Source organism: Streptomyces sp. NPDC093544 (assembly GCF_040683495.1).
Taxonomy (GTDB): domain Bacteria; phylum Actinomycetota; class Actinomycetes; order Streptomycetales; family Streptomycetaceae; genus Streptomyces.
Map to the genome: position 1 here is coordinate 251,773 of NZ_JBFBEA010000002.1, position 19,081 is coordinate 270,853.

Here is a 19,081-nt window from a genome sequence, read left to right on the forward strand (position 1 = left end):
CCCCGTCTGCCTGGCGGCCGACGGGGTCACCCTGGTGGCAACACCCCGCACAACGCCTCAACTGCCGCCCCGTAGGCATGCTCGGCAGGCGTCGCGTACCCCACGACGAGCCCGTCCGGCGCCGGCATCACCGCCTCCGGGTGCCGGAACTCGCCCAGCCCGTCGAGCGCCACGCCCTGCCAGACCGCGGCCTTGACGGCCGACTGCTCGGTCCCCGGCGGCAGCCGCAGCACCGCGTGCAGGCCGGCCGCGACGCCGGTGACCTCGATGTGCGGGGCCCGCGCGGCGAGCGCGGCGACCAGACGGTCACGGCGCCCGCGGTACCGCTGCCGCATACGCCGCACATGGCGGTCGTACGACCCGGAGACGATGAAGTCGGCGAGCGCGAGCTGATCGGGTACGCCCACCCACGCCTCCCGCTCACCTTTGACCGCGAGCACGGCATCGACGTACCGCTCCGGAAGGACCATCCAGCCGAGCCGCAACGCGGGCGACAGGCTCTTGCTGACCGAGCCGATGTGGATGACCCGCTCCGGGTCCAGGCCCTGCACGGCACCGACCGGCTTGCGGTCGTAGCGGAACTCCCCGTCGTAGTCGTCCTCCAGGATCACTCCGCCACGCGCGCGTGCCCAGTCGATCACGGCGGCACGCCGCTCGGGGTGCAGCGGACCGCCGGTCGGGAACTGGTGCGCGGGCGTGAGCAGTACGGCCCGTTCCCGGCCCAACTCGCCCACCTGGGCGCCGTCTTCGTCCAGGGGCAGCGGCACGGTCCGGACGGACGCGGCGGCCAACAGCTCGCGGTGGAAGCCGAGGCCGTACGACTCGACGGCGAGTGGGCCCCGTAGAACCGCGGGAAAGAGCAGCCGCAGGGCATGCGCGAAACCGGAGCAGATCACGATCCGCCCCGGCTCCGTGCGCACGCCACGCACGCGTGCCAGGTACTCGGCGAGGGCGTGCCGCAGCTCGACGCGGCCCGCGGGATCACCGGGCCCGAAGGCCTCGTTGGGCGCCTGCTGGAGGGCCCGCCGGTAGGACGCGAGCCAGGCTGTACGCGGGAAGGACGACGCGTCCGGTGTGCCCTGCCGCAGGTCGTGCCGGGGTCCACGCGCGCGTGAAGGTGCCCTTTTCGGTACGCGCGAGGGGGCGCCCAGCGGTTCGGCGCGCTCGGCGACCCGCGTGCCCGAACCCTGCCGGGCGGTCAGCCAGCCCTCCGCGACAAGCTCCGCGTACGCGTCGGCGACCGTGTTGCGCGCGACGCCCAGGTCGGCGGCGAGCGAGCGGTACGGCGGCAGCCGGGTGCCCGGCACGAGCCTGCCGCCGCGTACGGCCTCGCGCAGGGCACCGATCAGCGCTGCCCGGCGCCCGCCGGACCCGGCCACATCCAGCTGCAGGTGCAGGTCAGCACCGATCCGCTCCGCAGAATTGACCCATGTTTTTTCCACGGAAATGCACCCTACAGCGGGTCTTTCCGCACCGTAGATTCATGGTCATGACGACGAACACGAACACTGCGGAGGCCGCTCAGGCGGCCGTGACCGGCCACGCCCGCCTCGACTTCGCCAAGTCCGCCCCGAAGGTCTTCCGGGCGCTCATCGGCTTCGACGCGGCGGCCCGCGACGGGCTCGACCCCGCCCTCGTCGAGCTCATCCAGATCCGCGCCTCGCACATCAACCACTGCGCGTACTGCCTCCACATGCACACCAACGACGCCCGCAAGGCCGGCGAGAGCGAGGACCGGCTGCACCTGGTCGCGGTGTGGCGCGAGGCCCGTCACTTCTTCACGGAGAAGGAGCGCGCCGCTCTCGCCCTCACGGAGGCGGTCACCCTGGTCGCCGACGGAGGCGTCCCGGACGACGTCTACGCGCAGGCCGCCGCCGTCTTCGACGACCAGGAACTGGCCCACGTCCTGGCCCTGATCTTCACGATCAACACCTGGAACCGGGTGGCGCTGTCGACGGCGAAGGTGGCGGGCACGGACGAGCGTCGCTGACGCGTGTGGTCGGCGCGTGTGGCTGACGGACGTGACTGACGGACGTGACTGACGGACGTGGCCGACGGACGTGGCCGACGGACGTGGCCGACGGACGTGGTCGACGGGTGCCGCTACGCGGTCATCGGGCGGTCGTACGGCCCGATCGGCGTCGGCAGTCGCGAGTCGCCGCCCGTCAGACGGCGGTCCACCGCGGCCGCCACCGCGCGGCCCTCGGCGATGGCCCACACGATGAGGGACTGGCCGCGGGCCGCGTCCCCGGCGGCGTACACCCCGGGGACGTTCGTCGCGAACTCCGCGTCGCGGGTGATCGTGCCTCGCGGGTCGAGAGCCAGGCCCAGCTGGTCGATCAGGCCGTCATTGCGGTCGGGCCCGGAGAAGCCGAGCGCGAGCAGCACCAGGTCGGCGGGGAGTGTCCGCCCGGAACCGTCGACCGGGCGGCGCCCGGCGTCCACCTCGACGAGGTGCAGCGAGCGGACATGCCCCGCCGCGTCCCCGGTGAAGCGGAGCGTGGACGCCGCGAAGAGCCGCGCGTCCGCGTGCGCCGTGGGCGCCGTCTCCAGCGCGTCGGCCTCCTCGTGCGCGGCCGAGAGCCGGTAGATCTTCGGGTACGTCGGCCAGGGCTCGGCGTCGTGGTCGCGCTCCGCCTCCGGTAGCGGATAGATGTCCAGCTGGGTCACGGACGCCGCGCCCTCACGCACGGCGGTGCCCAGACAGTCGGCGCCGGTGTCCCCGCCGCCGACGATGACGACGTGCTTGCCGGCGGCGGACAGCGGCGACGTCTCAAGGTCGCCCTCGCAGACCCGGTCGGCCAGTGGGAGGTACTCCATCGCCTGGTGGATACCCTGCAACTCCCGCCCTGGTACCGGGAGTTCACGCCAAGCCGTCGCGCCCACGGCAAGGATCACGGCGTCGTATCGCGCCCGCAACTCCGCCGCCCCGATGTCCCGCCCGACCACCGTCGACGTACGGAACTTGGTTCCCTCCGCCCGCATTTGACCCAGCCGCCGGTCCAGATGCCGCTTCTCCATCTTGAACGCCGGGATCCCGTACCGCATGAGCCCGCCGATCCGGTCGGCCCGCTCGTACACGGCGACGGTGTGCCCGGCCCGCGTCAACTGCTGTGCCGCGGCAAGCCCGGTGGGCCCCGAACCGATGACCGCGACCGTCCGCCCGGAGAGCCGGTCCGGCGGGCGCGGCGGCGTGAGCCCGTCCGCCCAGGCGCGGTCGGCGATGGCCACCTCGACGTTCTTGATGGTGACCGCGGGCTGGTTGATCGCGAGCACGCAGCCCGCCTCGCACGGCGCGGGGCACAACCGCCCGGTGAACTCGGGGAAGTTGTTCGTGGCGTGCAGCCGGTCGCTCGCCGCTCGCCAGTCCTCCCGGGAGACGAGGTCGTTCCACTCGGGGATCAGATTGCCCAGCGGACAGGCGTCGTGGCAGAAGGGGATACCGCAGTCCATACAGCGGTCGGCCTGCCTGCTGATGATCGGCAGCAGCGCTCCGGGGACGTACACCTCGTTCCAGTCCCGCACCCGTTCCTCGACGGGCCGACGCGGGTACTCCTCGCGCGGTGTGGTCATGAATCCCTTGGGATCGGCCATGGCCGTCTCCCTTACGTACGCGGCGGGCACGGGGCCGCGCGGCCGTCGGACGTCTTCGGCCCACGGCCTCCGGGCGGCACTCCTTTCCCGCCACGATACGTCGCCGCCGTGGGCCCCGCCGCTCAGCTCGCGGCCTCCGCCTGCTGCTCCGCTTCCCCGTGCTGGTGGTGGCTCAGGCGAGGGCGAGGACGTAGGCGATCGACGCGGCGGCCGCGGCGGCCGTGCGGATGTGGTTCCACATCGTCCACTCGCGTACGTACGTGGGCCAGTACGCCGTGGCCTCCGGGCTGCCGGGGTCCATCTTGGCCGGCGCGTCGTTGCGGGGGACATTCGCGGCGATGGTCACCCCGAAGCACCCGAACAGATACAACGCGCTGCCCAGCAGCAGCTCCACCGTCCCCTCGTCCGGCAACAGCACGAACGTGACCATCGCGACGGTGGCGCACAGCAGCGCCGACCCGATGAACGCCAGCATGAACGCGGGGCGCAAGGCGACCACATTGATCGACTTCATCGCCGCGACCCCCTGTGCGGGAGGCAGCTCGGCGAGCCCCCTCATCACGAACGTCGAGAACCCGTAGAACACCCCGGCCACCAGCCCACAGCCGAGCACACCCAGCAACGTCAGCACGAAGTACGGCCCATCGATCATGTCCACTCCCACATCGACCCGAAGCCCAAGATCCTGCACATCACCAGCCACCACTGACTGTCACCACTAGTGAAAACCCGTACGTCGACGGTGACCATGGCCGAGGGGCGCGAGGCCATGCGTGAGCGTCCAGGTGACCCATCCCGATCCCCCACCCACCCGTGGGGCGGCGCTTTCAGCCCGTCCGGCGTTTGAGGACGAGCGCGTTCAGCGCGATAAGGGGGTCTGGGGGCGGAGCCCCCGGATACGGGACGGGCAGGGGCGGAGGGGGCGAGAAACCGCCTCTACGCCGGCGCGGGTGAGGTGGCCGGGGAATGACGGCCCGCGCGGTGAAGCGGCCGCACGTGTCCGTCACGGCGACGCCTGCCCCGCATGCCACCCGCGCACCGTGGCCTCCACCACGGCAGCGATCCGCCGCCGCGCCTCATACCGAGGCACTCCGCTCATCAGCAACTGGTCGTACGGCGTGTCCGCGTGCCGCACAGACGCCCGCACCGCGGAGGCCACCGCGCCCTCCGACAGCGCGCGCCCCGCAGCGCTGCGCCCCACCCGCCCACTCCCACGCACCGAGGCGTGCACGGCGATGTCCCGCGCCCGCCCGGCGGGACAGCCCGGAAACCTCCGACGGATCTCCCGCGCGAAGGCGTCCGTGAACCGCAGATCCTCCGCCTCCCGCCGCCGCGCGTCCCGAGCCCGGCGCCGCCGCCGCGCCTCCGCATCCGCCAGGCACCGCTCCTCCGCCCGGGCCAGCGCCGCCTCCTCGACGAGCACTCCCTGCCGCTCGTACCGGCTTCTGCGCCGGTTGAACCTCACCACCACCGCCGACAACGCACTCTCCTCCCGCGACCTCCGTGTCAGCGCGGTGTCGCCCCGCGGCAGGAACACCAGATGCCCGAGATCCGCGCAGTCCAGACACCGCGGCGCCCCCTCCTCCAGCACCAGCAACGCGAGCGGCCCGGTCCGGCACTCGGCGCACTGCCGCTTCTTGAGCGGCTGGACGACGAGAAGTCCGGCGCGGTGCGGGGGAGTTGCGGTCAGCGTCATACGCGGTTCATTCCCCCCGTCCGCCCGGGACCTACGTCACCGACGGGCTATCCCCAAGCCGACGCCTGCGAGGGGGCATCGGAGTCACCTCGGGGGTGAGCCCTCGTTGAAGACCGACACCCGCGTACGGTGCAGCGTCGGCGCCTCGATCTCGTCGAGCACCGCCACCGCGAGGTCCGCGTACGACAGGTGCGCGGTACCGTCCGGCGCGGTCTCGCCCCCGAACCGGTACCGTCCGGTGCGCGGGGCGCCGTACTCCAGCCGGGCGGGCGGCGTGAGCATCACCCAGTCGACGCCGGCCGCACCCTCCCTGCCCGCCCTCTCCCTGCCCACTCCCTCCTTGCACCCTCCCTCCCTCTCCGCCTGCTCCCGGTCCGCCGCCTCCTCGACTGCGGCGTCCCGCAGTCGCCGCAGCCCCTCCGCGTGCGCCAGCGCGAACGGCCGGATCTCCGCCGGGAAGGCCTCCGAATCGTCCATCACCGCCCGCCCGTCCGCCCCGACGAGGTTCGCGAACAGTCCGACGGCGACGAGCCGGTGCACTCCCGCCCCGGCGAGCCCGCCGAGCAGCGCGTCCGCGGCCTTGACGAAGAACTCCGGGTCGAGCGAGTCGAATCCCCGCTCCGGACCACTGAACGGCGATACGGCGTGCACGGCCGCGGCATGCCCGCCGACCACCCCGGCAACCGACACCGGATCGATGACGTCACCCCGTACGACCGAGACACCGTCCGCCCCGAGCTCCGGATACCGGCCCGGCTCCCGCACCACGGCCGTCACCCGGTGCCCCCGCCGCCGCGCCTCGTCCGTCACCGCCCGCCCCGCGCGCCCACCCGCTCCGAACACGACGATCCCAGCCATGCCCAACCCCCTTGCCAGGCGGCGCATTTCACTGCCTGACCTGGACGGTATGCACGGGATACCGGTTACTTCAACGAAATCGGCGCTAGCCTCGAACGATGACCGAGCCGTCACGAACCGAGCAGCGACTGGTACCTGCCGAGAGCCTCCCCTCCGATTTGTTCGACCCCGTGTGCCCGTCCGGAGCGATGCCCTTCCGGATCGGGGACAAGTGGACAGGCATGGTGATCCGCTGCCTCGAAGGCGGCCCGCGCCGCTTCACCGCACTGCGCGTACCCCTCCGCGCTGTCACCCCCAAGGTCCTCAGCCAGACTCTCCGCGCCATGGAACGCGACGGACTGGTCACCCGCACCGCGTACGACGAGAACCCGCCCCGCGTCGAATACGCCCTCACTTCCCTCGGCCGCACCCTCATCCCCCTCCTCGACGCCGCCCGCACCTGGAGTGCCACGCACCTCCCGCAACTCCTCGCAGCCCGCGACGCTCACGAGAACGCCTCCTGATCGCGGCATCATGGGGCATGTGCGACTCCAAGCGATCACCTGGGAACGGCTCGGCGACCTCCTCGCCGAGCGGCTGCTCGACCTGAAACCGGACGACGGCAGCCCCTGGCCGCGCATCGCCTTCGACGGAGCCCCGGCCGCCCGCCCCGGCGAACTCGCGCACCGCGTCTCCGAGGCGCTCCGCATACGGGGCCGGTCCTCGCTCGTAGTCGGTACGGAGGGCTTCCTGCGTCCGTCGTCGGTGCGGCTCGAATACGGCCGCGAGGACGCGGAGTCGTATTACGACGGCTGGTTCGACACCGGTGCGCTGTGGCGTGAGGTCTTCGGCCCCCTCGAACCCGGCGGCGACGGCCGCGTCCTGCCCGACCTCTGGGATCCGGCGACCGACCGGGCCACCCGCAGCCCGTACGTCCAACTCCCGCCCAACAGCCCTCTGTTGCTGCACGGCCCCTTTCTCCTTCGCCACTGGTTCCCCTTCGACCTCAGCGTCCACGTGCTCCTCTCTCCGGGCGCACTCCGTCGCCGCACCCCCGAGGCCGAGCACTGGACCCTCCCCGCCTTCGCGCGCTACGAGACCGAGACGGACCCGGGCGCCGCGGCTGACGTCCTGGTACGCGCCGACGATCCACGTCATCCCGCGTGGAACGGCTGAGCGCGACCAGTCACCCAAAACCCTTCTGTATGCACGTGCATGTAGTTATGCTGATGGTCATGACGCTCTCCTTCGGTGAATCGGTCCGCACCCTCCTCGACGCCAAGAACTTCGCCAGCGTCGCCACCCTCGGCCCCGGCGGTGCTCCCCAGAACTCGGTGGTCTGGATCAAACGTGAGGGCGACACCGTGCTGTTCTCCTCCACCGCCGGACGCCAGAAGGTGCGCAACCTCCAGCGGGACCCCCGCATCAGCCTCTCGGTCTTCGACCTCGCCAACCCCTACACCTCGGTGGAGATCCGAGGCACCGCCGAGATCCTCCCCGACGACGCCAAGCGCCTCCCGTACGAGCTCTCCCACAAGTACCTCGGCATCGACCCTCCGGCGGAGAAGGACGACGAGGTCCGCGTGATCATCCGTGTCGTCCCCCAGAAGATCGTCGGATTCTCCGCCTGACCTGAAACCGGGAACTGCGACCCGAAACCGGGAACTGCGACCCGGAACAGGGAGCTCTGATGCGAAAACGGGAACGCTGACCCGAAACGGGAACTTCCGGGTGCGTTTCTCCGGGGGCGCGGCGAGAATGTAGGGCGCCGGGACTAGCGGTGCTTTCCGCGCCGCGCCGGCCGCCCGGCACCGGGAGGTACTTCATGACCACCGCCGGAGACATCATGCACCGTGGTGCCCAGTGGATTCCCGCCCACGAGACCCTGGACCGCGCCGCCCAGCTGATGCGCGAGCTCAACGTGGGAGCCCTGCCCATCAGCGACCAGAACGAACGGCTCTGCGGCATCCTCACGGACCGCGACATCGTCGTCGGCTGCGTGGCCATGGGCCACGACCCGGCACGGGTCACCGCGGCCGAGATGGCCCACGGCACCCCGCGCTGGATCGACTCGAACGCCGATGTCGGCGAGGTGCTCCAGGAGATGAAGGGGCACCAGATCCGCCGGCTTCCCGTGATCGAGAACAAGCGCCTGGTCGGCATGATCAGCGAGGCCGACCTGGCCCAGCACCTGACGGACGAACAACTCGCCGCCTGGGTCGAGAGCGTCTATGCGAGGAGCGCGACGAGCTGACCTCGTCGATCCTCCCGATCCGACAAGTCCCGGCGAGGTTTCCGCCGCGCCGGTCCTCCTCCAAGCGATCTGCCCGTTCCCGCGGGCTCGTTCGTTTCCCAGTGCGCACTCTCGTCCGGTCGGCCGCGCCGGGCGAGAGGCGCCTGAGGTCTCACAGCCAGCCGCTGCGCCGGAACCCCCGATACAGGACGAGGCAGATCGTGGCGATCACGCCGAGGACGAGTGGGTAGCCGAACGTCCAGCGCAGTTCCGGCATGTGCTCGAAGTTCATGCCGTACACCCCGCAGACCATCGTCGGTACGGCGATGAGGGCCGCCCACGCCGTGATCTTCCGCATGTCCTCGTTCTGCGACACCGTGACCTGCGCCAGGTGTGCCTGCAGGATGGAGTTGAGCAGCTCGTCGAAGGCGGCGATCTGCTCGGTGGCCCGCAGCAGATGGTCGGAGACGTCGCGGAAATAGGCCTGTATCTCCGGGTCGATCACCCGTATCGGGCGGGTGGCGAGCTCCTGGACCGGGCGGGCGAGCGGAACCGCGGCCCGCTTCAGTTCGAGGAGTTCACGCTTGAGCTGGTAGATGCGGCCCGCGTCCGCCCGAGCGCCGTTCTCGGCGAAGACGTCGGCCTCGACCTGGTCGATATCCGCCTGGACCGAGTCCGTGACACTCACGTAGTCGTCGACCACATGGTCCGCGATCGCGTGCAGTACCGCGGCCGGGCCCTTGGAGAGCTGCTGGGGATCGGCCTCCAGCTCCTCGCGCAGCGGGCCCAGCGACCCGTGCCTTCCGTGTCGCACCGTGATGACGAAGTCGGTCCCGACGAAGACCATGATCTCGCCGGTGTTCACCACCTCGCTGGTCGCCGTCAGTTCCTTGTGCTCGACGTAGCAGACCGTCTTGAACACGGCGAACAGCGTCTCGTCGTACCGCTCGAGCTTCGGGCGCTGATGGGCTTCCACCGCGTCCTCGACGGCCAGGGGGTGCAGGTCGAAGAGATCGGCGATGCCCGCGAACTCCTGGTCCGTCGGCTCGTGCAGACCGAGCCAGACGAACCCGTTGTCCTTCTTGCGGACCCGCTCCACGGTGTCGACCAGATCGCGGCCGCCGGGGACTCTGGCGCCGTCCTGGTAAGCCACGCAGTTCACTACCGCCGAACCCAGCGGGGACCGGGCGGGGTGGCTCAGGTCGACCCGGGTGCGTCGCCGTGCCAGCCGCGCCACCTTGCGGAGGCCGCTGACCTTGTCGAGGCCCGTGACCTTCCGCAGATTCCCTGCCATGGACATCTGGACTCCTTGCGTGGATCCCCTCGCGCCGCACTTTGCGCCTTGGCGTGCCAGTTTGCCAGGCCGGTTCGACCGCCGGACAAGCCTGTGGGAACGGAACATTCCGCTCCGGTACGTCGGCTGCGCTGAGTTCCGGTATGTCGGCTGCGGTGAGTGCCGACAACGGGAGCGTCGACGATTCGTGACAAGGCGGTCAAATGGGATGATCTCGCTATGATGCGAACCGACGGGTATCTCCTCGACAACCGGCAGGCCGGGGTGGAGCAGCGTTTCGACGCCTCCGCCACTCTCTTCGACCCCACGACGTTCCGGCACCTCGAACGCTTCGGTATCGGCTCCGGCTGGCGCTGCTGGGAGGTCGGCGCGGGTGGCACGTCTGTGGTCTCCTGGCTCGCCAAGAAGGTCGGCCCCACCGGACGGGTCATCGCGACCGACATCGACACGTCGTGGGTGGCCTCCGCCGCCCGCCCGCCGATCCAGGTGCGCGTCCACGACGTGGGTGTCGAGCAGCCGCCGGGGGACGGCTTCGACCTCGTGCACGCCAGGCTCGTGCTGGTCCATGTGTCGGACCGGGAGCAGGCGTTGCGGTCGATGATCAAGGCCCTGCGGCCCGGCGGCCGGCTCCTCGTCGAGGACGCCGATCCCGCCTTGCAGCCCCTGCTCTGCCTCGACGAGTACGGCCCCGAGCAACAACTCGCGAACCGGCTGCGCCAAGGTCTGCGCAGCCTGCTCGGGGAGCGCGGCGCCGACCTCGGATACGGCCGCAAACTCCCGCGTCTGCTCCGCGAGGCAGGGCTGCGCGGTGTGGAGGCCGACGCGTACTTCCCCGTCACCTCGCCCGCCTGCGCCGCCCTCGAATCCGCGACGATCCGTCAGATCAGAGAACAGCTCGTCACCGCGGGCCTCGCCACCCACCAGGACATCGACCGCCACCTGGCCAATGTCGCCTCCGGTTCGATGGACCTGGCGACAGCGCCGATGATCTCGGCCTGGGGGCGCAAGGGGTAGGCGCGGGAGGGGGGTTGACGCGTCCAGTTCGGGTGCCTTCTCGGGTGCCGGCAGGCACCCTCCGAGCAGGGTCACGTGCCCGTCGGCGGCCTCCCCCCGACCCGCTCCACCGCCATCGCCCCCGCCCCGCACCCCTTCACCGCGGCCTCCTCGGGCTCCGCGCCTGCGAGCAGGGCGGCGAGAAAGGCTCCGGTGAAGGCATCACCAGCGCCCGTGGTGTCGCGGGGTGTGGCGGGCGACGCCGGAACACGGGCTTGGACGGCGCCCGAACGGGCCACCAGGGCTCCATCGCCGCCCTGCTTGGCGACGACCAGAGGGACGAGGCGGCTCAACTTGGCCGCCGCGTCCGACGGATCGGGCAGTCCCGTCAGCAGGAAGGCCTCGTCGCGGCTGGGCAGCAGGATGTCGACGCCCTCCGCGAGTGCGAGGAAGCGGTCCACACCCAGTTGCGTGAGGAATCCCGCCGACGCCGGGTCCAGGCTCACCGGTACGCCACGTGCGCGTGCCGACCGCAGTACCACCGACACGAGAGCCCGGCCCGACTCGGAGAAGAACAGATAACCCGACAGGTGTAGCCGCGTGACCCCGTCGAGCAGCGCGGGAGACCAGTTGCCGGGTTCGAGCTGTGGGGAGGACCCGAGGTCCGTGAGGAAGGTGCGCTCGGCCGAAGCGCCGGTGTCCACCAGGCAGATGACCGTCCCCGTGGGGGCCTCCGGATCGACGACGAGCAGAGGGCGTACGCCGGATGCCATCAGCTCACGCTCGTGCCACGCGGCCGCGTCCGCACCCACCCGGCCGAGCAACCGCACGTCTTTACAGCCCCCGTGCGCCGCCCAACAGGCGACGTTGGCGCCTGCTCCACCAGGCAGGGTCCGGATCGTGGCGGCCGTGTCGGTACCCGCCGCCAACGGCCCCCGATGCTGGGCGACGACGTCCGTGACCACGTCGCCGATGACGAGCAGCGCCCCCGTGGCCGAGCTTCCGTTACGCCCGGCAGCCGCGTGATCCGTCCCGCTCACGCCGCCCCGGCCCAGGCGGCCGCGATCCGCCCCGCGAGACGTACGTTGCCGCGTACCGCCGCGAGGTTGGCGCTCAGCGAGGCGCCGTCCGTGTGCCGCACCAGAAAGTCGAGCAGGAACGGAGTCACGGCCTGCCCGGTCACACCCTCCGCCTCGCACGCGTGCAGCGCGTCGGCGAGCACGCGCGCGTGGAGTACGGGATCGAGCTGCTCCTCTACAGGGACGGGATTCGCGACGATGAGCGCCGACTCCGGACCGTCCAGCGTGTCCTGCGCGCGCATGACATCCGCCACCTGCCCGGGCGACCGCAGCGTCCACTCCACCGGGTGCCCCGAGTCGGACAGGTAGAAGCCGGGAAACTGTTCCGTGCCGTACCCGGCCACCGCCACGCCCAGCGTCTCCAGGCGCTGCAGCGTCGCGGGGACGTCCAGGATCGACTTGACGCCCGCGCACACCACCGTGATCCGGGTACGCGCCAGCAGACCCAGATCGGCGGACTCGTCCTGGGTCACCGTCCACTCCCGGTGCACCCCACCGAGCCCGCCCGTCGCGAAGACCCGTACGCCCGCGCGGGCGGCCAACAGCGCCGTCGCGGACACGGTCGTCGCCCCGCTCGCCCCCGACGCCACCGCGAGGGGCAGATCACGGTGCCCCAGCTTGCGGATCCCGTCCTCGTTCGCGACCCGCTCCAGCTGGTCCTTGTCCAGTCCGACAAGGGGCTGCCCGTCGAGCACGGCGATCGTCGCGGGCACGGCGCCTTCCTGCCGTACGACATCCTCCAGCTCCAGGGCGACCTGTAGATTGCGCGGGCGCGGCAGCCCGTGCGCGATGATCGTCGACTCCAGGGCCACCACCGGCCGGCGCGCGTCGAGCGCCTCTCGCACCTCTTCGGACACCACGATCACGCGCCTGCCTCCTGTCGGTCGTCTTTCCTCATCTCTGGCGAGCGGCACACCAGGTCAAACCCTTGCGACCGCTGTCACGCGCCCTCAGCCTGGGGGCATGACGGACAACTCGGCACGTCTCGACCATGTCGTCCTCTGGGTGCGCGATCCGGTCGCCTCGGCCGACTTCTACGAGAAGGCGGTCGGCCTGGAACCCCTGAGGGTCACCGAATTCGCCGCGGGTAAGGCGTCGTTCCCCTCCGTACGCCTCAATGAAGAGACCATTTTCGACCTTGCGCCGCTCCCCATGGCGCCGCACATGAACATGGTCCCTGGAGGCGCCGACAGCGCCGGTCACCCGGTCAACCACGTATGCCTGTCTCTCCAGGAGGACGATTTCGCGGCGCTGCGAGCACGTCTGGTGGAGCGGTCCGTCCCCGTCTCGGACTTCTCGTACGACTCCTTCGGCGCCCGCGGAATGGCCAGGCGCAGCTTCTACTTCCGTGACCCGGACGGAAACGTCTTCGAGGCACGGCACTACAAGTAGCGCACATGGGGTGCCCACGCGCGTGGGCACCCCTGTCAGCCGGCTGGGCGTATGCCTTTCAGTACCTCAGACGGGTCGTACGCCGTCCAGGGCCCCATGTGGATTGATCACGTACTTGCGGCTGGCACCCTGGTCGAACTCGGCGTAGCCGCGCGGCGCGTCCTCCATGCTGATCACCGTGGCGTTGACCGCCTTGGCGATGTGCACCCGCTCGTGCAGGATCGCCTGCATGAGCCCCCGGTTGTACCGCATCACCGGGCACTGGCCCGTGGTGAACTGGTGACTCTTCGCCCAACCCAGGCCGAGCCGTACCTTCAGCGTCCCTGTCCGGGCGTCCTGGTCGATCCCTCCGGGGTCGTCCGTGACGTACAGCCCGGGTATGCCGAGGGCGCCGCCCGCGCGCGTGATGCCCATCAGCGAGTTGAGGACGGTCGCGGGAGCCTCCTGGGCGTTCGGGCCGTGGGCCCTGGCCTCGAAGCCGACCGCGTCGACGGCCGCGTCGACCTCGGGCTCTCCGAGGATCTGCGCGATCTGGTCCTCCACGCTGCCACGTGACACATCGATGGTCTCGCAGCCGAAACTCCGCGCCTGGGCGAGGCGTTCGGTGTTGAGGTCCCCGACGATGACGACCGCGGCACCAAGGAGCTGCGCCGAAGCCGCGGCGGCGAGACCGACCGGGCCCGCCCCGGCGACGTACACCGTCGAACCGACCCCGGCGCCCGCGGTGACCGCGCCGTGGAAGCCGGTCGGGAAGATGTCCGACAGCATGGTGAGATCGAGAAGCTTCTCCCGTGCCTGGTCACGGTCGGGGAACCGCAGCAGGTTGAAGTCCGCGTACGGGACCATGGCGTACTCGGCCTGTCCGCCGACCCAGCCGCCCATGTCGACATACCCATAAGCGGCCCCCGGCCGGGCCGGGTTGACGTTCAGACAGATGCCGGTTTTCTGCTCCTTGCAGTTGCGACACCGCCCGCAGGCGATGTTGAACGGCACCGACACGATGTCCCCGACCTCGATGAACTCGACGTCCGGGCCGCGTTCCAGTACCTCTCCGGTGATTTCGTGTCCGAGGACCAGCCCCTCGGGCGCGGTCGTGCGGCCCCGCACCATGTGCTGGTCACTTCCGCAGATGTTGCTGGCGAGCACCTTCAGGATGACCCCGTGCCGGCATTTGCGACCGATGTTGTCGGGTGCCACTCCTGGCCCGTCCTGCAGTTCAAGCGTCGGGTGGTCGATGGTCCTGACCTCCACCGCACCCGGCTTGAGATACGCGACTGCCCTGTTTCCGCTCATGCCTGATCGCCGTCCTTTCAGCCCCGTTGCTTCGGACGCCAGCGGCTGTGCGCACATCCGAGTCTGCTACCAGCCGTGCCTTCCGGCCACCCTCCGCGCCAGGGCCTTTTCGAGGAGAGGTGCCCCCTCATCGCCCTGGGCGCCCGGATGCCCTTAAGGTGACCGCTCATGACCACGAACTCCCAGGCCACGCCCTCCTTCGTCGTGCACATCCCCGACGTGGAGCTCGAACCGGAGCCGCTGGACCCGGGCCAGATCGTCTCCGGCGCCCCGGTCGTGACGGGCAAGGTCCTGTGGGAGTCGGCGGACGGCAAGCAGTTGCGTGGCATCTGGCAGATCACGCCCGGAGTCGTGACGGACACCGAGGCGAACGAGCTCTTCGTCGTCGTCAGCGGCCGCGCCACGATCGAGGTCGAGGGCGGCGACGTCATCGACGTGGGTCCGGGCGACGCGGCGATCCTGCGCGAGGGCGACCGCACGACCTGGACGGTCCACGAGACGCTCCGCAAGGCGTACCAGATCGCCCTCTGACGGCCTGCTCGGCGGCCCGCAGCGACCTCGCCCCAGGGCACGGAGATTCCGTGAGGAGCGCCGAGCGGAACGCCGGCCAGAAGGAACGCCCGGCCCGGCCTGCTGCGATTTGCCGGCGACTCACCGGGGAACTGGGGCGGGCCTCAACGGTGAGCCACGCGGCGGCTCACCACGCGGCCGGTCAGAACAGCGGCTCCGGAAGCACGCCTTCCAGCGCGAGAAGCTTCCGCTTGGTCTCCAGCCCGCCGCCGAAGCCCCCTATGCCGCCGTCGCTCTCGACGACCCGGTGGCACGGCACGACCACCGGCAGCGGGTTCGAGCCCATGGCCACACCCACGGCCTGTGCCGCGCGCGGCTGGCCGACCCGCCCGGCCAGGTCGCCGTAGCCCACGACCGCGCCGTACGGAACGCCGGACGCCAGCTCACGCAGCACCTGGCGGTTGAACCCGGAGATCAGCGACCAGTCCAGCGGCAGCTCGAAGGCGCGTCGCTCGCCGGCGAAGTACGCCGTCATCTGACGTATCGGCTCGGCCAGGAGCGGGGAGTCGGGTGCCTCGACGGGCTCGCTGCCCAGACGTGACGCGAGCCGGTCGAGCGCCTTGTCGCGCACCGCGTCCGTGGCGTGGAACACCACGTTCACCAGGCCGTCTTGCGTCGCCGCCAGCAGCAGCGGACCGATGTCCGTGCCGACGACCGCCCACACGACCTGCTGCTCGTACTGCCCGTGGCTGTTCATGCGATCCACCGTACGGCGCGCCACTGACAACGCCCGCGGCCCGAAGGGGTACGGGATGACCACACAATGAGCGGAGTTGCCCAAGTCCGCACACCGGCGCCCCACAAGTGGGGCGAGGCCGTAATTCTTTGCCGGAAAATCGTTCGACCGTTCTGGTGGGAGTCATACTCTCTGCCTCAACCCTGACCGTTCTCGCGGTCCCGAGGGTGGGGGGCAATTCGAGGATTTCCGGGCGCAACAGGGAGGGAAGGGCAGCCACGTATGCAGGGCACGGTCGACGACTTCAGCTACGGACTCGTCACACCGGTAGTGGCATATCTCATGGCCTGCCTGGGCGGAGCGCTGGGTCTGCGCTGCACCACCAGATCGATGCTTGTCACCCACTCCTGGCGCGCGGGCTGGCTCGCACTCGGCTCGGCCGCGATCGCCTCGGGCATATGGACCATGCACTTCATCGCGATGATGGGGTTCACGGTCGAGGAGACCCCGGTCCGCTACGACAAGCCGCTGACGTTCGCGAGCCTGGGCGCGGGCATCGTGATGGTCGGCATCGGGATCTTCATCGTCGGCTACAGGGGAGCCACCGGAACGGCGCTCTTCACCGGGGGCACCATCACCGGCCTGGGAGTCGCCTCGATGCACTACCTGGGCATGGCCGGCATGCGGCTCAACGGGAAGCTCGAGTACAACACCTTCACCGTCTCCGCTTCGGTCGTCATAGCCGTCGCCGCCACCACCACCGCCCTGTGGGCCGCGGGACAGGTCCGCGGATTCCTCTGGAGTGTGGGCGCCAGCCTCGTCATGGGGCTCGCTGTCACGGGTATGCACTACACGGGCATGGCTGCCCTCAGCGTGCATCTGCACAACGCGTCCGGCACCCCCGGCGGGGACTCGCCCGCCGCCCTGCTCGCGCCGATGATGATCGGCCCGCTGGTCTTCCTCTGTCTGGCGGGTGTCGTCGTGATGTTCGACCCGCTGATGGTCATGGGGAAGCCGGACTGGACACCCGCGGAGAACAGGCCGGGAGTCCCCGCCCACCCGGCCCTCCCGCCTTCCGGACGCCGTCCGCCGCTGCGCCCCCGCCACGACCGGGGAAGGCGTAGGTCCCGCACCCGTCAGAGCTGGTGATCCGGCCCCGTTGTCAGTGCGGGGTCGTACGGTTGATTCCATGCGGCCCGTATCCAAGATTGAACGTTCGGTGGCGCCCTTCGAGGTCGTCAGCTCCTACCAGCCGAGCGGTGACCAACCTGCGGCCATCGCCGAGCTGGAAAAGCGCATCCTCGCAGGTGAGAAGGATGTTGTCCTGCTGGGCGCGACCGGCACCGGCAAGTCCGCCACCACCGCGTGGATGATCGAGAAGCTCCAGCGCCCCACGCTCGTCATGGCGCCGAACAAGACCCTGGCCGCCCAGCTGGCCAACGAGTTCCGCGAGCTGCTGCCGAACAACGCCGTCGAGTACTTCGTCTCGTACTACGACTACTACCAGCCCGAGGCCTACGTCCCGCAGTCGGACACCTACATCGAGAAGGACTCCTCGATCAACGAGGAGGTGGAGCGCCTGCGCCACTCCGCGACCAACTCGCTGCTCACCCGCCGTGACGTCATCGTGGTCGCCTCGGTCTCCTGCATCTACGGCCTCGGTACTCCGCAGGAGTACGTGGACCGGATGGTCCAGCTCAAGGTCGGCGACGAGATCGACCGCGACGACCTGCTGCGCCGCTTCGTGGACATCCAGTACACGCGCAACGACGTGGCCTTCGCGCGCGGCACCTTCCGGGTCCGCGGCGACACCATCGAGATCTTCCCGGTGTACGAGGAGCTGGCCGTCCGCATCGAGATGTTCGGTGACGAGATCGAGGCCCTCTCCACGCTCCACCCGCTCACCGGCGAGGTCATCAGCGACGACACCTCGCTGCACATCTTCCCGGCGTCCCACTACATCGCCGGCCCCGAGCGCCTGGAGCGCGCCGCCAACGACATCGAGAAGGAGCTGGGGGAGCGCCTCGCCGAGCTGGAGAAACAGAGCAAGCTCCTGGAGGCCCAGCGCCTGCGCATGCGTACGACGTACGACCTGGAGATGCTCCGCCAGATCGGCTCCTGCTCAGGCGTCGAGAACTACTCGATGCACTTCGACGGCCGCGAGCCCGGCTCCGCACCGAACACACTGATCGACTACTTCCCGGACGACTTCCTGCTCGTCCTCGACGAGTCGCACGTCACGGTCCCGCAGATCGGCGCCATGTACGAGGGAGACGCCTCCCGCAAGCGCACCCTGGTGGACCACGGCTTCCGGCTGCCGTCCGCGCTGGACAACCGTCCCCTGAAGTGGGAGGAGTTCCAGCAGCGCATCGGGCAGACCGTCTATCTGTCGGCGACCCCGGGGAAGTACGAACTCTCACGGGGTGACGGCTTCGTCGAGCAGATCATCCGCCCCACCGGCCTCATCGACCCCGAGGTCGTCGTCAAGCCCACCGAGGGCCAGATCGACGACCTGGTGCATGAGATCCGCAAGCGCACCGAGAAGGACGAGCGCGTCCTGGTCACCACGCTCACCAAGAAGATGGCCGAGGACCTCACCGACTACTTCTTGGAGCTCGGCATCCAGGTGCGCTATCTGCACAGCGACGTCGACACCCTGCGCCGCGTCGAACTGCTGCGGGAACTGCGCGCGGGAGAGTACGACGTCCTGGTCGGCATCAACCTCCTCCGCGAGGGCCTCGACCTGCCCGAGGTCTCACTGGTGGCGATCCTCGACGCCGACAAGGAGGGGTTCCTGCGATCGGGCACCTCCCTCATCCAGACCATCGGCCGCGCGGCGCGCAACGTGTCCGGACAGGTCCATATGTACGCCGACAAGATCACCCCGGCGATGGAGAAAGCCATCGACGAGACCAACCGCCGCCGGGAGAAGCAGGTCGCCTACAACAAGGAGAGGGGCATCGACCCGCAGCCTCTCCGCAAGAAGATCAACGACATCGTGGCCCAGATCGCCCGCGAGGACGTCGACACGGAGCAGCTGCTCGGCTCGGGCTACCGCAAGGGGAACGACGGCAAGGGCGGCAAGACCCCGGTGCCCGCGCTCGGCGGCAAGGCGGCCAGGTCCGCCAAGGGCAAGAGCAAGGAGACGGTTCCGACCGACCGCCCCGCGGCCGAACTCGCCGGGCAGATCGAGGACATGACGGCGCGGATGCGCGCCGCCGCTGCCGACCTCCAGTTCGAGATCGCGGCCCGGCTGCGGGACGAGGTCTCCGAGATGAAGAAGGAGCTGCGGCAGATGAAGGAGGGGGGACTCGCCTGACACCCTTCTGCCGGTGCCGATCTCCTCCTATACGCACTGTGTTGCAAGACCGACACAAAGTGCGCCCCAGGGTTCGGCACTGTCAGTGCTGCTGCGTAGGGTTCT

The 19,081-nt window shown here is 70.1% G+C and carries 20 protein-coding genes; 10 read left to right on the forward strand and 10 right to left on the reverse strand.

The annotated features are described in order from the left end of the window. Nucleotides 1–26 precede the first annotated feature (26 nt). Nucleotides 27–1,442, reverse strand: a complete 1,416-nt coding sequence (locus AB0N66_RS03440) for a PLP-dependent aminotransferase family protein (protein WP_365427944.1) — start codon at nucleotides 1,440–1,442, stop codon at nucleotides 27–29. A gap of 47 nt (nucleotides 1,443–1,489) precedes the next feature. Here AB0N66_RS03440 and AB0N66_RS03445 point away from each other — a divergent pair, with 47 nt between their 5' ends. Beyond that, nucleotides 1,490–1,990 carry a carboxymuconolactone decarboxylase family protein gene (locus tag AB0N66_RS03445; protein ID WP_365427947.1) on the forward strand — a complete coding sequence of 167 codons (501 nt, stop codon included), beginning with the start codon at nucleotides 1,490–1,492 and terminating at the stop codon, nucleotides 1,988–1,990. Nucleotides 1,991–2,103: 113 nt separating this feature from the next. On the opposite strand, the gene AB0N66_RS03450 is transcribed toward AB0N66_RS03445, so the two are convergent. The 4 genes from AB0N66_RS03450 to AB0N66_RS03465 all read right to left on the reverse strand — a co-directional run bounded on the left by AB0N66_RS03450 (nucleotide 2,104) and on the right by AB0N66_RS03465 (nucleotide 6,148). Next, nucleotides 2,104–3,594 (reverse strand): glutamate synthase subunit beta, encoded by a 1,491-nt coding sequence (locus AB0N66_RS03450; protein WP_365427950.1) that lies wholly within the window; start codon nucleotides 3,592–3,594, stop codon nucleotides 2,104–2,106. Nucleotides 3,595–3,766: 172 nt separating this feature from the next. After that, nucleotides 3,767–4,246: an anthrone oxygenase family protein gene (locus AB0N66_RS03455; RefSeq protein ID WP_365427953.1), complete on the reverse strand. Its 480-nt coding sequence runs from the start codon at nucleotides 4,244–4,246 to the stop codon at nucleotides 3,767–3,769. Nucleotides 4,247–4,597: 351 nt separating this feature from the next. Next, nucleotides 4,598–5,290, reverse strand: coding sequence for a DUF2293 domain-containing protein (locus AB0N66_RS03460; protein WP_365427956.1), 693 nt, complete (start codon nucleotides 5,288–5,290; stop codon nucleotides 4,598–4,600). Between the two features lie 84 nt (nucleotides 5,291–5,374). Then, nucleotides 5,375–6,148, reverse strand: coding sequence for an NAD(P)H-binding protein (locus tag AB0N66_RS03465; RefSeq protein WP_365427959.1), 774 nt, complete (start codon nucleotides 6,146–6,148; stop codon nucleotides 5,375–5,377). A gap of 98 nt (nucleotides 6,149–6,246) precedes the next feature. Here AB0N66_RS03465 and AB0N66_RS03470 point away from each other — a divergent pair, with 98 nt between their 5' ends. The 4 genes from AB0N66_RS03470 to AB0N66_RS03485 all read left to right on the forward strand — a co-directional run bounded on the left by AB0N66_RS03470 (nucleotide 6,247) and on the right by AB0N66_RS03485 (nucleotide 8,381). Beyond that, a complete protein-coding gene (locus tag AB0N66_RS03470; protein WP_365427962.1) occupies nucleotides 6,247–6,651 on the forward strand; it encodes a helix-turn-helix domain-containing protein in 405 nt (134 codons plus the stop codon). A 10-nt stretch (nucleotides 6,652–6,661) separates the two neighbouring features. Continuing rightward, nucleotides 6,662–7,303, forward strand: a complete 642-nt coding sequence (locus tag AB0N66_RS03475) for a uridine kinase (RefSeq protein ID WP_365427965.1) — start codon at nucleotides 6,662–6,664, stop codon at nucleotides 7,301–7,303. A 59-nt stretch (nucleotides 7,304–7,362) separates the two neighbouring features. Beyond that, entirely contained in the window at nucleotides 7,363–7,758 is a 396-nt protein-coding gene (locus tag AB0N66_RS03480; RefSeq protein WP_365427967.1) for a PPOX class F420-dependent oxidoreductase, read from the forward strand. Between the two features lie 194 nt (nucleotides 7,759–7,952). After that, complete coding sequence (locus tag AB0N66_RS03485) at nucleotides 7,953–8,381, forward strand: CBS domain-containing protein (RefSeq protein WP_365427970.1); 429 nt, start codon at nucleotides 7,953–7,955, stop codon at nucleotides 8,379–8,381. Nucleotides 8,382–8,532: 151 nt separating this feature from the next. On the opposite strand, the gene corA is transcribed toward AB0N66_RS03485, so the two are convergent. Further along, nucleotides 8,533–9,660: a magnesium/cobalt transporter CorA gene (corA, locus tag AB0N66_RS03490; RefSeq protein ID WP_365427973.1), complete on the reverse strand. Its 1,128-nt coding sequence runs from the start codon at nucleotides 9,658–9,660 to the stop codon at nucleotides 8,533–8,535. A gap of 213 nt (nucleotides 9,661–9,873) precedes the next feature. On the opposite strand from corA, the gene AB0N66_RS03495 reads away from it, so the two are divergent. Beyond that, the gene (locus AB0N66_RS03495) at nucleotides 9,874–10,668 is read left to right on the forward strand and encodes a methyltransferase domain-containing protein (RefSeq protein WP_365427976.1); all 795 of its coding nucleotides are present in this window, start codon (nucleotides 9,874–9,876) and stop codon (nucleotides 10,666–10,668) included. Nucleotides 10,669–10,739: 71 nt separating this feature from the next. Here the strand turns inward: AB0N66_RS03495 and AB0N66_RS03500 are convergent, their stop codons facing one another. Then, entirely contained in the window at nucleotides 10,740–11,687 is a 948-nt protein-coding gene (locus tag AB0N66_RS03500) for a sugar kinase (RefSeq protein ID WP_365427979.1), read from the reverse strand. Then, a complete protein-coding gene (locus AB0N66_RS03505; protein WP_365427982.1) occupies nucleotides 11,684–12,592 on the reverse strand; it encodes a pseudouridine-5'-phosphate glycosidase in 909 nt (302 codons plus the stop codon). The genes AB0N66_RS03500 and AB0N66_RS03505 overlap by 4 nt, the downstream gene beginning before the upstream one ends. A gap of 97 nt (nucleotides 12,593–12,689) precedes the next feature. Here AB0N66_RS03505 and AB0N66_RS03510 point away from each other — a divergent pair, with 97 nt between their 5' ends. Continuing rightward, nucleotides 12,690–13,118 carry a VOC family protein gene (locus tag AB0N66_RS03510; RefSeq protein WP_365427985.1) on the forward strand — a complete coding sequence of 143 codons (429 nt, stop codon included), beginning with the start codon at nucleotides 12,690–12,692 and terminating at the stop codon, nucleotides 13,116–13,118. Between the two features lie 66 nt (nucleotides 13,119–13,184). Here AB0N66_RS03510 and fdhA read toward each other — a convergent pair whose 3' ends face one another. After that, nucleotides 13,185–14,411: a formaldehyde dehydrogenase, glutathione-independent gene (fdhA, locus tag AB0N66_RS03515; RefSeq protein WP_365427988.1), complete on the reverse strand. Its 1,227-nt coding sequence runs from the start codon at nucleotides 14,409–14,411 to the stop codon at nucleotides 13,185–13,187. A gap of 168 nt (nucleotides 14,412–14,579) precedes the next feature. On the opposite strand from fdhA, the gene AB0N66_RS03520 reads away from it, so the two are divergent. Next, nucleotides 14,580–14,942 (forward strand): cupin domain-containing protein, encoded by a 363-nt coding sequence (locus tag AB0N66_RS03520; protein ID WP_365427991.1) that lies wholly within the window; start codon nucleotides 14,580–14,582, stop codon nucleotides 14,940–14,942. A gap of 181 nt (nucleotides 14,943–15,123) precedes the next feature. On the opposite strand, the gene AB0N66_RS03525 is transcribed toward AB0N66_RS03520, so the two are convergent. Beyond that, a complete protein-coding gene (locus tag AB0N66_RS03525; protein WP_365427993.1) occupies nucleotides 15,124–15,678 on the reverse strand; it encodes a methylated-DNA--[protein]-cysteine S-methyltransferase in 555 nt (184 codons plus the stop codon). Nucleotides 15,679–15,939: 261 nt separating this feature from the next. Here AB0N66_RS03525 and AB0N66_RS03530 point away from each other — a divergent pair, with 261 nt between their 5' ends. Further along, complete coding sequence (locus AB0N66_RS03530; RefSeq protein ID WP_365427996.1) at nucleotides 15,940–16,806, forward strand: MHYT domain-containing protein; 867 nt, start codon at nucleotides 15,940–15,942, stop codon at nucleotides 16,804–16,806. A 40-nt stretch (nucleotides 16,807–16,846) separates the two neighbouring features. After that, nucleotides 16,847–18,976, forward strand: a complete 2,130-nt coding sequence (gene uvrB, locus AB0N66_RS03535; RefSeq protein WP_365427999.1) for an excinuclease ABC subunit UvrB — start codon at nucleotides 16,847–16,849, stop codon at nucleotides 18,974–18,976. Nucleotides 18,977–19,081 lie beyond the last annotated feature (105 nt).

Coding starts and splice junctions, on each gene's coding strand:
- AB0N66_RS03465 (WP_365427959.1), bottom strand. CDS start 6,148: ATGGCTGGGATCGTCGTGTTCGGAGCGGGTGGGCGCGCGGGGCGGGCG.
- AB0N66_RS03525 (WP_365427993.1), bottom strand. CDS start 15,678: ATGAACAGCCACGGGCAGTACGAGCAGCAGGTCGTGTGGGCGGTCGTC.
- AB0N66_RS03520 (WP_365427991.1), top strand. CDS start 14,580: ATGACCACGAACTCCCAGGCCACGCCCTCCTTCGTCGTGCACATCCCC.
- AB0N66_RS03510 (WP_365427985.1), top strand. CDS start 12,690: ATGACGGACAACTCGGCACGTCTCGACCATGTCGTCCTCTGGGTGCGC.
- AB0N66_RS03450 (WP_365427950.1), bottom strand. CDS start 3,594: ATGGCCGATCCCAAGGGATTCATGACCACACCGCGCGAGGAGTACCCG.
- AB0N66_RS03460 (WP_365427956.1), bottom strand. CDS start 5,290: ATGACGCTGACCGCAACTCCCCCGCACCGCGCCGGACTTCTCGTCGTC.
- AB0N66_RS03445 (WP_365427947.1), top strand. CDS start 1,490: ATGACGACGAACACGAACACTGCGGAGGCCGCTCAGGCGGCCGTGACC.
- AB0N66_RS03475 (WP_365427965.1), top strand. CDS start 6,662: ATGGGGCATGTGCGACTCCAAGCGATCACCTGGGAACGGCTCGGCGAC.
- fdhA (WP_365427988.1), bottom strand. CDS start 14,411: ATGAGCGGAAACAGGGCAGTCGCGTATCTCAAGCCGGGTGCGGTGGAG.
- AB0N66_RS03485 (WP_365427970.1), top strand. CDS start 7,953: ATGACCACCGCCGGAGACATCATGCACCGTGGTGCCCAGTGGATTCCC.
- AB0N66_RS03480 (WP_365427967.1), top strand. CDS start 7,363: ATGACGCTCTCCTTCGGTGAATCGGTCCGCACCCTCCTCGACGCCAAG.
- AB0N66_RS03495 (WP_365427976.1), top strand. CDS start 9,874: ATGATGCGAACCGACGGGTATCTCCTCGACAACCGGCAGGCCGGGGTG.
- corA (WP_365427973.1), bottom strand. CDS start 9,660: ATGTCCATGGCAGGGAATCTGCGGAAGGTCACGGGCCTCGACAAGGTC.
- AB0N66_RS03455 (WP_365427953.1), bottom strand. CDS start 4,246: ATGATCGATGGGCCGTACTTCGTGCTGACGTTGCTGGGTGTGCTCGGC.
- uvrB (WP_365427999.1), top strand. CDS start 16,847: ATGCGGCCCGTATCCAAGATTGAACGTTCGGTGGCGCCCTTCGAGGTC.
- AB0N66_RS03530 (WP_365427996.1), top strand. CDS start 15,940: ATGCAGGGCACGGTCGACGACTTCAGCTACGGACTCGTCACACCGGTA.
- AB0N66_RS03470 (WP_365427962.1), top strand. CDS start 6,247: ATGACCGAGCCGTCACGAACCGAGCAGCGACTGGTACCTGCCGAGAGC.